Here is a 15398-nt window from a genome sequence, read left to right on the forward strand (position 1 = left end):
GCCGGCGGTGCGCGGCCTCGCGCCCGCGCCGCCAGCCCGTCCCTTCCCGCCTGCGCTGTTGACGCCGCGTTTAACCCCGTTTCCCTCCTTGCATCGTTTAAAGAACAAGGGTGATGCAATTGCCCGTTCTACCGCAGCCGCCAATGCGCCGGATGGCTGCTTTCTTCGATCGACAACGCAAGGATTGCCATGATGGACCTGAAACCCGTAACGCGCGCCGCCGGCTGCCTCACCCTGCTCGCCTTGATGGCGGCATGCTCGAAAAAAGAAGCGATGGGAACGGCGGAAGTCGCTGCCGTCGCCCCGCTGGCCGAGAATGTCGTAGCGCCGGCTGGCGCGCCGCCACCACCGCCAGAGCTACGCGTGGGTAGACAGAGGCAGGCGGAAAATGTGGCGGTGCCAGCAGCCTCTGCCAGGGCCCTGACCACGGCAAGCGCCGGCGAGCAAATGGCCGGGGGCGCGCCCACCTACACCGACAGCGAGCGCAAGTTCATCCGCACGGCCAGCGCGCACTTTCGCGTCAAGGATGTGTATGTGGCCGCACTGGGGATCGAAGACACCGTGGCCGGCCATGGCGGTTTCGTGGTCAAGAACGATATCAGTACCGAAAGCACCAATACGCAGCGCCATCCGGGCGGCGACGGCAAGTTGATCGAGTTGAGCGAATACACCGTGCAAGCGCATTTGATCGTGCGTGTGCCCAGTGCCAAGACGCAGGAATTCCTGCGTGCGATTGCCGGCCATGTGGTGTTTCTGGACGCACGTAAATACGCCGCCCACGACGCGCAATTCGACGTGCTGCGCCAGCAGCTGCAAGCCATGCGCGACCACGAAACCCAGGGCGAACTGGGCGACGCGGTGCGGGATGGCGGCAAGCTGGTGCAAAAAACGGACGCGATTGCCATGCGCAGCGACGTCAAGGCTACGCGCGATGCCGCGCTGCTCGCGAAAAAGGAATTCGAGGACCGGGTCGCATTCAGCACCATCGACCTGACACTGCTCCAGCCATCGCGCGTGCTGCAAAGCGAGCGCGTGGATGTGGACAGCGTGTACCGCCAGTACCGTCCCGGCTTTGCCAGCCAGCTGCGCGATCGGTTGCGCGGCGGCTGGGAAGGCTTGTTGACATTTTTCCTGGCGCTGGCCGGACTGTGGCCGCTATTGCTGATCGCCGCCGCAAGCAGCATGGTGCTGCGGCGCTTCCTGCGGCGTCAGAAAAAAGCTGTCGCGCCGGAGTGAGGGCTGGCGCGGCGGCAGCGCGTCCGATGTCATGCGCCGGACGTCGACGAGGCTCAGGCCACGCTCTGGCCGCGCCGCGGCAGGCGCCAGTCCTTGCGGATGAAGTGGCAGGTGTAGCCGGCCGGATTGCGCACCAGATAGTCCTGATGCTCCGGTTCGGCTTCCCAGAACGGCCCTGCCGGCGCCAGCTCGGTGACCACTTTCCCGGGCCACATGCCGGAGGCGTCGACGTCGGCGATGGTGTCGAGCGCGGTCGCCTTCTGCGCATCGCTGGTGAAGAAAATGGCCGAGCGGTAACTCATGCCGGTATCGTTGCCCTGGCGATTGACCGTGGAAGGGTCGTGGATCTGGAAGAAAAATTCCAGCAACTGGCGGTAACTGAGCACGTCAGGGTCGAACACGATCTCGATCGCCTCCGCGTGCGTTCCGTGGTTGCGGTAGGTGGCGTTGGGCACGTCGCCGCCCGCGTAACCGACGCGGGTGGACGTCACGCCGGGCATTTTGCGGATCAAGTCTTGCATGCCCCAAAAACATCCGCCGGCCAGGATTGCTTGTTCTGATTTCATGTGTGCCTTTCGTTGTCACCGCTTTGCGGCATCCGGAATAGATGGGACGCGACCGGATAATTGCAATAGAGCGGCAGAAAACGAGCGGCCGGTCAATTGCCCGGCTTGGTAAAATCGGGATTGGCATCGTCAATATGTGCAGGGTTTCGGCTGGTCCTGCGTGCGCGATGGTTTCATGGTGAAATCCGCTTCTTTTCAATGGATCATGAGGCCCGACTGGACATATTCTTATCGGCTGCTTATTGAAACGGCCTCCCCGCGCAAACGGGGTCAAACACGCCGAAAAAATTCGCCTGTCACGGGCGTGCAGCGCTTATCGCGCTTGTGCCGTACATGTTTGCTAGAATCGGCTGATTGTTTTTTCAACGTTGCACCGTTGGGCCTGAGGCAAGGCACATTCACAACCGATGACGAAAGCGAGCGATGACACACATTGAACAATCACCCGGCGCGCACGCGCTGGGGCCACTGATCGCCACGTATGGCAAAAGCCGCTCATTCCTGTTCGTTGGCTGGTTCATGGCGGCGCTGTTCGCCGGGGTCGGGGTCTTTGTGCTATGGCTAACCACCCGCATTGGCCCCAATTTCCGTTTCAGCGGCGATGTGTCGCTGCTGTACACGGTCGGATTTGGCGCCCTGGCGCTTGGCGCGGCGATTGCATTCTTTATCTGGCGGCTGGCCGCATCGCAACCAACTTTCCAGTTGTTCGACAACGGCATCCGCGCGAGCGGGCCAGACGGCGAAAACGTCACCCTGTACCGCGATCTGGAAGACCTGTACACCTTCTTTTATGGCGGCATCGGCTATCGCGCCTCTGCGAATGCGCCGTGGACGTTTATCGGCAGCCGCATCCACAAGTTCGGCGAATTGAGCGAACGCTTGCGCAGCCTGCAGGTGGCGCACCGGGGCGAGGTGTTGCACCAGCAACTGCAGGCCGGAAAACCTGCGGTCTTCCGCTATCTCGAGGACAGTGTGGCCCAATCGAAAAGCATGGTCGCTTCGCGCAATATGAACTTCCCCACCTTTGAAATGACCTTGAGCGCGCACCAGTTGCAGATCGGACAGAAAAGCATCGGCATCGACCGCATCGCCGATATTAAGACCAATTTGTGGACAGAGACATCGAGCATCATGGATGGCGATGGCAAGGTGTTTCACAAGATTCACCCGAGTTCGATTCTGTCGTTCGACCTGCTGCGTGCACTGATTGCGCGACAGCAGCAATCTATCCCGTATTGATCAGCAGCCGGGTACAGGCAGACCGCTCGCAGCTTATCGCGCGGGCGTGTTCGCGCCCTTGGCCGGTTGCTCGACTGGCTCCCGTGGCGCCGCGACGTTGCCCATCCATGCCGCCGACTTGGTTTTCTTCTCTTGCTGGCCAGTCTGGCCGGCTGGCGGCGCCGGCTTCGTGGCATCGGGCACGCCCTGCATGCTTGGCGGCGGCGCCCCCATCGTCACGATCATGGGCGTGGGCGTCACACCCGGCACCGGGGAATGCGCCTTGGCATCGGGCGCAGCGTCGCTCGCGGAGCAGCCTGCGGCGGACAACGCCAGCACGGCCGCACCGGCCATGTGAGGCAGTTTGCGCCACGCCTGGCGGACGGCCGCGCGCGGGCTGTCGCCGCAATCGCTGGTCATGACCGTGCCGTCCTGGCGTCGGTAAAACCTGACGCACAGGTCGCCGTGATGGTTATCCGCCAGCAGCGCAGCGGCGTCGGCTTGCGGCATGGACGACAGATTGAACACGTTCTTGTTACAGTCGTTGCAGTGACGGACGCGATCGTCACCTGCCATCTTGTCCCATGATACCGTACACGGGGAAGCGATGTCGACGCGCTGCAGTGCGATCGTCTGCTTGCGGAGGCTCGATTGCTGCATGTTGAGATCCGTTTCTGATGATTGAGGAATTTGACTGGACAGATCGGCAACGGCCGATTGACGGCTTGTTTTTCCTGATGTGGAGCTTGAAAAAGGGCGGTATTGGCCGCTTGACCGATCAACGCGTACACATGCCTTTACTATCCACCAGTACAGACGGCATTGAACGTCCCGCTGCCGGCTTTCCGATCAGTTGCTGTATCTCAGCATCCTTTTCACACTGCCGCGCGCCCTCGACGGACGATATCGTTGGCGCAATGACCGCAGGGGCCGGGGGCCGGGGCGGTCGCGGGCGGCGCGCCCATCAGAACCGTCACGGGTGGTTCAGGGTTGACCGTTGCGCCGGCAGACACTGCCGGTACGGGCTGGGGGTCGTTTGTGGAACAGCCGACTGCGGACAAGGCGAGCACCGCAGCGCCAGCCATGGCCGGCAGTCCGCGCCATGGCTGGCGCGCCGTGGGGCGGGCGCTGTCGCCGCAGTCGCTGGAGACGACGCTGCCGTCCTGGCGCTTGTCCATCCGCACACACAGATCTCCATTGAGGTTCTCAGCGATGAGCGCGGCTCCTTCCACGGCAGGCATGGCGGAGAGATTGAAGACGTTCTTGTTGCAGTCCTTGCAGTGACGGACCCGGTGATCGCCCGTCATGTCCTCCCATGAGGCGGTACAGGGCACGGGAATGTGGATACGGTGCAGTTCGATTGGCTGGTGCTGCGCGCGTGGTGGTTTCATGGTGGAATCCGTTTCGTTGAATGCGTCAAAGGTCCGGATGGACAGTTCTACATCGGTACAGAGTGAAACGGGCGCGTCAGGCACCGTCGAAGTAGGCTATCCGTTCGGCTGAGTTTGGGTAGAGTCCGCGGTCGATATCATCGATGTCGAAAACGTGACCAATTCAAGCGATTGGAGCACAACAACCGACAGCGGTACGAGATATGGCTATTCAGACCAAGCGTCGGCCTACTTTGCCCGCAATCTGAAGTCCTTCGACCTACTACCAGCGCCCGGATCGATCAAGAGTAGGCTAGCTGATTGCCTTACCCGGATCGACTTTGTCGAAACTGTCCCCGTCACCGCTCGCTCCTCTACATGCTGCGCTGTTGAATGAAATTGCAACCGAGCCAAGCTGACCGATGTACAAAATATTACGGCCGAAGTCCGCATCGTCCGACATTTCAGCATCAAATTCGCGCTGCGGCCCAAAAAAAATATACAGTTCGTCCGCAGAGTTGCGAGCATCCAGGGAGTACAGCAAATTAAGTCTCTCGGCGTCAATATCAAGTGGACTGTCCAATTGGAGCCGTACGCCAATCACTTCTCCCTTGGAGGTACGCAACCAATCATAGAATCCGAACCATTCAGGCTGGGTATTTTTAGGGACAAATAGCTCCCCAGCCACGTCGATCTTATCACTCGCACCACCCTTCACCAGAGTAACAGATCCGTTCTGCCTGATGACGGCTATGTTCATGGATTCCTCCCCAACGCCCGTAAATAGATATCGATTCCTTTCACGCGCACTTGCTGGACTGGCACATTGATATTCTTCGGATTCGTCGCGATAAGTCGATAGGCTTGCAAGGCTCTCGCCGAGAGGCCCACTGGAATGGGCGTCACCGACGTAGCGACCGTAGTCTGGATTGCCCTAGTCAGCGCCGCTTGCGCGCCAGGCAATCCAGATCCAAATATACCGTTTGCATTTAGCATGCTAACTCCACCAGGCTGACTCTTAACTACGTTCTTTAGTTGCTCCACCGACATACTCTGCAACCGTCTTACTGCAATAACCTCGGCTGCTTCAACGGCGACAATACCGGTGGCAGCCACCGTGACCCCAATTGCCCCCAACGCCACGCGCGTTAATACCCGCCGAATGTTGCTCTCTGCTGATATACCCTATGCCTGCAGCCCAATCCTGGTAGTCAGCTTCGCGCATGGAGGCACCTTCGGAAGGTATCCCTAACTTGGCGAACTCTCTGCGGTGAGCCTGTTTATCGGGATCCTTCTTGCCCTGTGATCCCTTGTTCGCCGAGTCCCCAGCGTTCTGAGCTTGCTCTTTATTCTGCTGCTTATTGCTTGCGGTTCCAGCGCTATCGCCTGGATTCTGGTACGGTATCTGACCCCGTGCCCGATTGCCGGACATACCTGCGACCGTCAGATGGCCGCAATAACTCTAGATGCCGTATTGAGAACCTCGCCGTTTAGCGTGATACTCAATATCGAACCAGGCCACGCATACAAGAACAAAGCGTCTCCCTCGTATTCAAGTTTCAGAACTCCTGCGTCCTTTGGCCCACGCGCCACTAAACCCAGTTGATCACCCGGTTGAAGTGAGATCTCTTCCCCCCACGGCTCTATTGCGATATACGAAAGATTCCCACTATTATTGCAAATCAAGATGCTCGATTCGAATTGATCATCTCCCATAAATAATTCACTTTCCGCCATGTTTTAAAATCTTCTCAGCCAATTCTGCCCGCAAGGTCGGTGTCGGTGTCGCCTTCAAGGCCGCCGGATTATTCACCATTAAATATTTCTCCGTCTGGCGATAGAAATCGCGAATTGCTGCGGTTTCCGCTGGACTTATTTGTTGCAATACCTCCCGCGCTCTCTGAGGAGTCATATTCGACAACGCTTCCGTCGCTCCCTTCGGTCCCTTGGACCAGCCAATTACTTTCTCTCCAACTTGCGTGATGCTCATTCCGTTCGAAAATATCGGCACTACGCCTTTTTCAACGACGACAGGCCCACCACCACCAAGAGGCAACACCGATCCAACAGTTCCCGTAAACTTAACCCAAGCTTCCCCAACCATAGTGTGCGTACCCGTAAAGGCAGCTTGAGCCTGCTGCCACGGATTGCACTTCGTGTAAAGGCATGGGTTGTCTTTAACGTGTTTTTCAACAAGCCCTGGCTGTTCGGGCTCCGACGTCTCATTTTTCTTGTCTGGGAACCGATTACATTGGCCGCAGCCAGCCGCTTGTAGCGGCTTGTCACTGTTTGCGGAATCCGAAGAACTTGGTGACCGATTGCCGCCGTTTTGAGGATTTTGAGTATTTTCAGTTTTCTTAGCAGCCGTGCCATTTGAACTCTCAGAGATATTATGAACCGTGCAAGTGTCAACTTTATTACATATCGAACCAGATTCGCGAATCACGGCATCCCTGTGTACAGGGGCGGATTCAAATCCAGTCGGGTCCGTTAGATTGGTCGGGTTATTCAGCACATAGCTATAACGGTTGTAGCTCTGGCCGTTCATCGGATCCTCGATCAGAAGATCGCCTGACAGGAAGCGTGCCACCAATGGATCGTACACCCGGCCATTCATGTGCACCAGATCGAGCTGATCGAGCATTTCATGGCCGGTGAAGCCGCGGTTGTCGACCTTGCCATCAATGCAATCCGGCGTGACGTTGCCAGCAGGCAGCGCGCCACATCCAGCAATGGTCTGCCCAACCGTTCCCCCGGTCAACGAACGCCGCTTGCCCCACGCATCATAGGCGAGCTTCTCTTCCAGGTTACCCGCCTGATCGGTGATGCCGATCGGGCTGCCGAGGTGATCGTCATGTGTCCAGTGGAATGCCGTGGGAGCGCTGCCGATATCGATCTCGAGGCCAATTCCCTGAGGCCAGTAGGTTTTGACAGTCAGTTCTCCATTAGCCTTGCTCTCGACTTCCTGGGAGCCCGCATAGACAACACTGGTGCCGTCACTGCGGTTCTGTCGGGTACGCTGATGCTCCGTGCCATAGACAAAGTTCGCCTTGGTGCCTCCCTTATCAATCTGGATCGGCATGTCAAAACTGTTCCAGCTGATTGTCCGCCCAGCCCCGGTGAGCATGTTACCGTTGGCGTCATAGCCGAATGCGCCGATGCCCGAAATACTCTGCACCGCGTGCGGACGCACGGCGCTCGCCCCTGGTGCCGGATACACGTAGGTGCTGCCGCCGCCGACATTCGATTTCGTCTTCAGGTTGCCAGCATCGTCATACGTATACGTCTGTTCCGGCTGGCCCGACACCTGGCTTGAACCGAGCCGGTTCAGTTCATCATATTTGAACGTTTCCTGGAAACCGACGTTGTCCCAGTAGTGGGTACGGTTCGTCACACTACCAATCACATCATATTGATAGCCTTCCTGCAGGCGCACTACACCGCCACCGGTCTGCAGGGTTCCAGCCTCTACCCGTCCGGTATAGCGGTTGAAATTTTTCTTCTGCGTCAAGCCATTTCCAAAAACGACTTCCGTGGCTCGGCGTGAGGCATCCTGTGCCACAATTTTCATCAGGACAACTGCTTCGCGCTGAACCCGGTCGAACTCGCCCGTTTTGCCGTAATAGGTCATGAACCGTTTCGACGGACTGCTTCCCCGCGTGTACGACTCGCTGCTCAGGCGCCCCCACTCGTCATGCTCGGCCACCACCGTGTAATCGCTGCCGTTCAGGGTCTGCGTCGTCATATACGGGCGGCTCATGTAATCGTAGGTATGCACCCGGCGATAGTCCTTGAGCGTCCCTGTCATGGTGTACGCTTCGGCCAGCTTGCCAATACCGCGCGCCGACGTATCGAAAATCCAGTAGCTCGACAGGTCTGGTTCCAGACGCTGCGTCATGCGGTCGAGCGCATCGTAGACCAGTGTTGTTTGCTGGCCGCGCTGCTTTTGCAAGGGATTTTGCTGGCGATATACCCGCCCGATCGGGTCGATGTCGTACGTAATGGTCCCCAGGTCGGGGTCGACCAGGAATTTTTTACGGCCCAGTAAATCGTAGCCGACCCGGATAACATTACCCGTTGGGTCAATGGTCTTGCTCAGCTTGCCAAACGGTTGGTACTCGAAGCTTGTAATCTTGCTTTTTGGATCTCGGACCGAAATAATCTGCCCGATCACATTTTTCGTTTCGACACGCGACTGCTGTTTCGGATTCGTTATCGTGGTCGTGGCGCCGTTGAAGGTGGTGGAGGTCGTTTGCTGACTGCCAGCCTCGTCCAACGTTGTGACGCTGGTCGTCCGGTTCAGGTCGTCATAGCCATGGCGGCTGCTCAGATAAGCAGTGCCGCCGTCAAAGCGCGGACGATCGGCTTCAGCCACACGGCCACGCTGGTCGTACCTGGTGTCGGTGACGATCGGGCGCACCGAGGCGCCGTCAAGTCCCCATGTCATGCTCTGTACAGTCTGCCCGACGCTATTCATGTACGCCAGGACCGGCGCCTTGATGCGGTTGATTCCGTTGAACATCTCACCAATCTGGACCGTGCTCGCGCCTGCCGGGCAGCCACCGTTGCATACCTTGAGATAGGAACGGATTGATGTGCCATCAGGAAGGCGCTCTTCCTTGGTACGCCCGAAGCCGTCCGCCGTCGATGTCGTAATTAAATTATTGATATCGAACTGGCGCTTGCGCGCACCCGTGCCTGGATAATATTCCACGGTCTGCTGATGGCCGAGCGCATTCCTGACTGTCCATGCGAATCGCCCCTTGGTGTCGTAGGTCGTGTCGCTGACGGTACGTGTGCCAGAGCAGGCAGCCGGTGGCGTGCAGCCAGACGGCTGCCACGTTTCGATCTGCTTGTTCACCAGGCCGAAGGCATTGCCGCTCCGGTCATAGGTCGTCACCACGCGGTAGACAGGGTCATTCGGTTCCACTGTTTTGGTGGTTTGCGCGCCAGTGGACGGATGATAGCCATAAGCGACAGTACGGGTCAGCGATATGCCATCAGCACCTTTGCGCGTATGGGTTTCCAGCGTGTTCTTGCCCAGTAGCCATGCGGAACTGTCGTTAAGGAACTGACGATTGATACTGGCCGTAAAGGTGCCGCCGGTGCCAATCGTCACGGTATCTTCCTGGGTCAGATTACCCCAGTTATCAAGGTACTGGGCGGTCGCGGTAGCAATGCCCAAGTCGCTTCCATTGAGGTCGCGCCTTTTGGTGGTCGACTGTTTGTTGAAGACAAAACTGGTCTGTACGCCACTTGGGTGAGTGAACGTTTGCTTCTCGTTCATCATCTCAGCATCGCTCAGTACTACAAGCGCGGGGGTGGTGATCGTGATACGAATCGGCATGCCGGTGAATGGAAAGGCAAGACTGGATTTCGTTGCGGTGACGATGCCGCTCTGCATATCCGTGGACCATACCGTGCTGAAACCACTCAATCCCCGGCCGGAAGCATCACTCACCGCGCCCTTGTACCGGTAGCCCGTGCTCAGCCATCCACCGTTGCCATTGCCACGCTTGAGCTGCTTCACCATGACGCTCGGCTTCACGTGCATGAGCGGATACTGCGGGCGCAGTTGAAAGTCAGCATACAGGTCAGGCGGGGAATTTTGTGCAGCAGTGCCATCCGCATCGAAACGTCGATAGACTTCGCTGTCATCGGCACGTGCATAAGTCACCTCTTCACGTTGGCCCAGACCGTTGGCGGCCGCAATGATCTTGTCTTGCCAGGCTGGGCCCGCCAATGTCCATACGGCACGCGGACCGGATGCACCGGATACCGGATGGCCGATAAAATCGAGTGTTCCATTGCCCGTCGTATCATAAGAAACCGACCCGAGTCCAGCATGCTCCGGCGTCGATGCGGGCTCCCCGATTGATGGCGCCTTGACCGGGAAAACGATCGGCTGACACACATACGCGCCGTCGTTATAACGGCAAAGATCGCCTTTCCAAGGTACATCAAACGAACTGATCGTTAATGTCCGTCCCACACCATCGCCGAGATAGTCGTAAATGCCACCACGAATAAGCGAAGGCTTGCAGTCGATGCCAGTCTCCTTGCTCAGGCACAGATTGAAAGCCCCTCCCTTTCCATAGAAGAAGTCAGTCAAGCCATCGCCATTGATGTCGCCAGCAGATGGACCGTACAGCCTGCTCAGCGGCGGAATAGAAGAGGAAAGCGAAGAGGACTCTTGAAATAAGGTCTCGCAAACGATTGACTGCGTGTTCTTGCAGACGGTAATTCCCTGCCTGGTCGGATCCTGAGGTTTATTCACCCACACCGAGTAAAAATCGGTGGTGTCCTGCCTACCGATTTCAATCCCTTGCGGTTGGAAGTAGGGGTTATTCTCAAGCTTGCCGTAGCCTTTTTCTGGTGGGGTGACATCCACCACTGTGCGTTCGATGCACTTCATGCCAGCGCTTGCATTGTCGTAAAAGCAATCCTTCTTCAGGCCGAAGACGACATGGATCTTTCTGTCGTGATTGATATCGACCAAGGTTGGGAGCGTGCCCTCAAAGCCGCTCGTCATCGACTCATTCCAATTTTTACACTGGAAATTAACCGTGCCGTCAGCGGGCATGACGTTCAGACAATAGCCCACCACCGCAAACTGCCCAGGGACGGTACTGGCAGCCACGATATCGTCGCGCCCGTCGCCATTGAGGTCGCCTACCAGCAACCGTGTGGTTTGTTCCGGAAAGTTAATTGTGCGTGCAATTTCGCTGCCGTTTGGCAGTGCAATAAGAACCGGGCCATTCATTACATAATGAATTTTGCGGCCTTCCGAATCATTTGACGGACCGCTGCCCTCTTCCGCGCAGATCATGAAACAGAAATGAACGGTATTCGCGGTAAAAAAGCTCGTCCTGCCACTACCATCCAGATTGCCGCTGTAGTTTCTCGGCGCTTTGGAACCCACGATGACTGGATGCGGCACTTGCGGCAACTGACGAAAGCCCGGCGCGGGTGCCACGCCCCACTCGAACGTGGTTTTCGGCAAACACTCGCGCGCACCCGTATTCGGATTGATCGCACACGCTTCCATCGACGCGAGCATGCTGCGCCCGCTGTTGACGCTCTGCGTGTAGCTCAAGCTGTGATCGCGTACCAGTGCCCCTCCGCTACCGTCAGCGGCGGTACCTGTATAAGTGGAGACCGTCTTCAGGCGGGTACGCAAGTCGTTGCGCCCCCCACCGATGTACTGAATCTGCGCATCGCTGCGCGTTTCGTAGACAAAACGCACCGCCAAGTCGGCCGACTGCGCCGCCGCACTATTGGCGCCATAACGAATCTGCTTGGGCGTGTATTCGCCCGTCACGCCATCCTGGTTGTACTCGACCGTCATGTAATTGCTGTGACGATCTTCCGTACGCGCCAGCGCCCACAGCAGGGGCTTTCCGGCCGTGCCGTTCGGCTGCGCGATCGCGTTGTCCGGGCTAATGCCGTAGTAGTGTTTCAAGCCGTCCTTCGCTTCCATCAGGAAGCCGCCGTTTGGCAGACGGGTAATGCGGCTGAAGCTTTCCAGCTCGGTGCGGTACTGCGCGCCCGCGGCCCAGTAGGCGGCATCGATGGCAGCAATGTCGGTCCCCGGATTGGCCCCGTCGGAGCGCACCAGGCGCTGGCCGTTGATGCACAGGCGGTCGGCATTGTCGAAGCTGATACGGCCAGGCACACCATCCTGGGCAATCGTCTTGGGGCAGCGGTTAATCGTCGTCAGACCGCCCAGCGACCAGCCCAGGCCCAGCATGCCGTTGCTGCCTTCGCTCGAATAGTTCAAGGTCAGCGAGGGGGCCATGCCGCCCGTGCCCGGAGGCACAGCCAGCGGCACCACGTACTCCGCATTACCGTTCTTGCCGACAGTCAGACTGCCCGGCAAGGTGCCGGCATCCTGGTTGCTTAGATGCGGCGGCGTGATGTCGACCGGGATCGGCTTCAGGTCGACCGGCGAGCCGGACACCGTCACCGCCGACACGCTCGACATGGCCATCAGGATGCCACTACCGTTATAGGCGCCGGCCGAAATTTGCAGCTTGCCGTTCGGAACGATGAACGGCGCGGCAGTCCATACGCCGTTGGCGCCGGTGGCCGTGGCGACCGCGCGACCATTGATGAAGAACTTGACGCTCCCAATGTGAACGGTGGTGCCCGTGGCTTTGGCCGACATGACCACTTTCTCGCCGTTATTGATCACAGCACCGTCCAGCGGATTGACCATCGTCATCGCGACATCCGACGCTGACTGCGAGATGGTAATCATGTTCGTCATCGAGTACACGGTGGTCTTGCCCTTGCGTACCCGCACCACGACCGGAATCGGCGTGACACTGGCCGTCAGGCCGCCCTTGCTGGCGTAATAGGTGTCCGGCTCGCTGTCGGGTATTCCGGCGATCCATTCGCCGTTAAAGCCGAACGATACCTCGTCGTAGGGACCGACGGCATTGCTGATGCGCGCGCGCATGAAGACCGGACCGGGCGCGTTGTACTTGTCGTTGTTGAGCGGTGTCGTCAAGCCGATACGCAAACTGCCCGGCATGGTGCAGTGGTTATCCTTGCACGGCAAGGTGATGCTCACGTTGCTTTTCACCGACTTTGCCGTGACATACAGCTGGCGTCCCGCATAGGTCGCCGTGTGCGGCCCCAGGTTGACCGCGAAATGATGCCCGACTCCCGGCGTCTGGCATTTTGCCATGATGGCGGCATTGTCGGGCTCGGTGGTGACGTTGGCGGTTCCGGACGTCAGCAAGGTGCCGCCGAATGCGGCCGTCGGCCCATCGAGCATGACGTCGTACGCGAGCAATTCCGCGCTCGCGCCTTCGCACGCCCAGCCGACCAGTTGCGGCTCGCCGGCCGCATTGATGCGCACGCCCGCGACTTCGCCCAATATAGGATTGCTGGTGATATTGACCATGACCGGAGCGGAATCCGTCGACGCTCCCTGGTCGTCGGTGGCACGCGCCTTGAAGCGGTACGTACCCACGCCGACCGGCATCGACATCTCCGTCCCCAGTCCCTCGCCCGGTCCGTTGACTTCGCGGATCGGATTAAACTCATAGCCCGCCTCGGTGCCGCGGAAAATCTGCAGCTTGACGATATTGCGTCCGTTACCGGACGCGTTGGCGCGCAGCGTGACGGTCGCACTCCCGTTTGGTGCGACGCGCGCATTCGTTGGCGTTGCAGTTATTTCGACCGTCGGACCGCCATCGGCAACCACGTCCACCACGATGTTGGGCGTGGGTTCGCCAAACGGCTGGCCCGCCGCGTTGGTCATCTGCCATTGCAGATTGTATTTTCCCGGAACCGAAGGCGCGACAATCGGGGGAACGAACGACACTTCCTGTCCCGTGGCGATCGGGCCGGGAAGCGCGCTGGTCCCCACACTGTTCCACACACGCGTGCGGAGCGGATTTTGCGCACTGAGCACATAGCCCGAGCCTGTGCCGGCGCTGCCGAGCGTCCAGGTGGTCGAGCCGGTGTTTTTCATCGTAATGCCCATATTGAACGGCTGCCCCGGGCGCAGTACCTTGGGCGCACCCTGGCTGACGAACTGCGCGTTGTCGCCGGCAAGGGCTGCCACCACCTTGATCGTGCGTGACGCGCTGGTGGTCACCATATCGAGAGCATCGGTCACCCGAATGCGCAGACTCGCCGATCCGACCGGAACACTCACGGTCATATTGATGTTCATCTCATTCGAGCTGCCAACAACCGTGTCGCCATTCAATATCTCAATCTTCTGAGCGGTGCGGCTACCCGTCGCCGTCACGCGACCGGTTACCCGAACCTGGGCCACGCCGCCGGCGGCGTAAAAGGTGGCACCTTCTTCCGGCCCAGTGAAGTCGATGGTCGGTGGCGCGGCCTCGTCGACACCGATGAGCGTATGTTCACTGACTACGCTCATCTGTCCGCTGCTGTCGGTCGCCCGCAGCCAGAGCTGATACGTCCCTCTTGGCAAATACACATTGCTGTCTACCCGGTTCAGCACCGGGTTGTTGTAGGTGGCGAGAACCTGTGTCAGGTTCATCAATTCCAGCCTGACAATCGACAGCCCGCCCGAGGCCGTCGCATATCCTTTGACCGGCACGTTGGGATTGGTTTTATTCAGATAGTACTGTCCGTACTTCGCTGGTGCTTCCAGCTTGCCCACGGGCAGGCCAGGCTTGGCCACATACACATTGGTACGCACCTCATGCTGCCGGTAGGAGGTGTCGATGGCCCTGATTGCGATCGAATGCGTTTTACCGCTTTCCAATAACACAGGATACGTAATGCTCGAATAGTTGAAGGTATGCGCGACGACAGTTGAGCCATTAAGGATCTCCATCCGCATGATCGGCAGACCGCCCGTGGCGGTTCCCGATACCGTGACCGTGCCCGAGTACTGTCCGCCCTGATAGGTGCCATCGACCACGGGCGAGGTCATCGTCACGACAGGCATCGCCGGCTGTCCTGGTGTCGGTGGCGGCACCTCAACCGGAAAGTTGTACTGGAAATTTTCCGACATATCGCCGAACCATTCCACATCCTCCTCCACCATGCGCCATTGGAAATTCACTACCCCGCCGCCAACCGGGCGCCGGATGCTGAATACGAACTCCTCCGTGTCACCCGGATTGACCCAATCCACCGCCAAGGGAACCCGTTTCACACCCAACAGCGTGTTGTCGCGGTAATTTTCCGAACCGAGAAAGAACTTGCCACGGCGCCAGGTCGTCGTACCCGTGTTCTTCATCTTCACCATGACCAGATAGTCCTGGCCGGGCTCCATCGAGCCTGGAATACTCTTCCACACGTACTGCGCATTGTTGCCGGCATGGGCCAGGGACATGAAGCCCAGCAGGCACAGCACGAGCAAAGCGGACAGGAAAGAAGCGAATCCGCTGCGCATCATGACTGACAGCATGCGAGCAACTCCTTCATGACGTGGCGACATGGCGGGATGGTCTTGCGACGACGGGGCGTAGAACAAAGTACTCTCCAGAAACTAAAATGCGCATTGCTGACAGCG

At 58.6% G+C, this 15398-nt stretch carries 7 protein-coding genes; 2 read left to right on the forward strand and 5 right to left on the reverse strand.

All coding sequences use genetic code 11. The annotated features are described in order from the left end of the window. The first annotated feature begins 189 nt into the window (after positions 1–189). Positions 190–1236 carry a DUF4349 domain-containing protein gene (locus RBA41_RS08190; protein WP_306622915.1) on the forward strand — a complete coding sequence of 349 codons (1047 nt, stop codon included), beginning with the start codon at positions 190–192 and terminating at the stop codon, positions 1234–1236. Positions 1237–1289: 53 nt separating this feature from the next. On the opposite strand, the gene msrA is transcribed toward RBA41_RS08190, so the two are convergent. Then, positions 1290–1802: a peptide-methionine (S)-S-oxide reductase MsrA gene (gene msrA, locus RBA41_RS08195; RefSeq protein WP_306622918.1), complete on the reverse strand. Its 513-nt coding sequence runs from the start codon at positions 1800–1802 to the stop codon at positions 1290–1292. Between the two features lie 423 nt (positions 1803–2225). Between msrA and RBA41_RS08200 the strand changes: the two genes are divergently transcribed. Next, positions 2226–3041, forward strand: coding sequence for a hypothetical protein (locus RBA41_RS08200; protein ID WP_306622919.1), 816 nt, complete (start codon positions 2226–2228; stop codon positions 3039–3041). Positions 3042–3074: 33 nt separating this feature from the next. Here the strand turns inward: RBA41_RS08200 and RBA41_RS08205 are convergent, their stop codons facing one another. From RBA41_RS08205 to RBA41_RS08220, 4 genes are all read right to left on the reverse strand, one after another. Then, positions 3075–3680 carry a hypothetical protein gene (locus tag RBA41_RS08205; RefSeq protein ID WP_306622921.1) on the reverse strand — a complete coding sequence of 202 codons (606 nt, stop codon included), beginning with the start codon at positions 3678–3680 and terminating at the stop codon, positions 3075–3077. Positions 3681–3895: 215 nt separating this feature from the next. Next, entirely contained in the window at positions 3896–4411 is a 516-nt protein-coding gene (locus RBA41_RS08210) for a hypothetical protein (RefSeq protein WP_306622923.1), read from the reverse strand. 292 nt (positions 4412–4703) lie between these two features. Beyond that, the gene (locus RBA41_RS08215; protein WP_306622925.1) at positions 4704–5150 is read right to left on the reverse strand and encodes a hypothetical protein; all 447 of its coding nucleotides are present in this window, start codon (positions 5148–5150) and stop codon (positions 4704–4706) included. A 963-nt stretch (positions 5151–6113) separates the two neighbouring features. Further along, positions 6114–15293: an Ig-like domain-containing protein gene (locus RBA41_RS08220; protein ID WP_306622928.1), complete on the reverse strand. Its 9180-nt coding sequence runs from the start codon at positions 15291–15293 to the stop codon at positions 6114–6116. Positions 15294–15398: the final 105 nt, after the last annotated feature.

This window comes from Massilia scottii (assembly GCF_030846495.1).
In the GTDB taxonomy this organism is placed as follows: domain Bacteria; phylum Pseudomonadota; class Gammaproteobacteria; order Burkholderiales; family Burkholderiaceae_D; genus Telluria_A; species Telluria_A violaceinigra.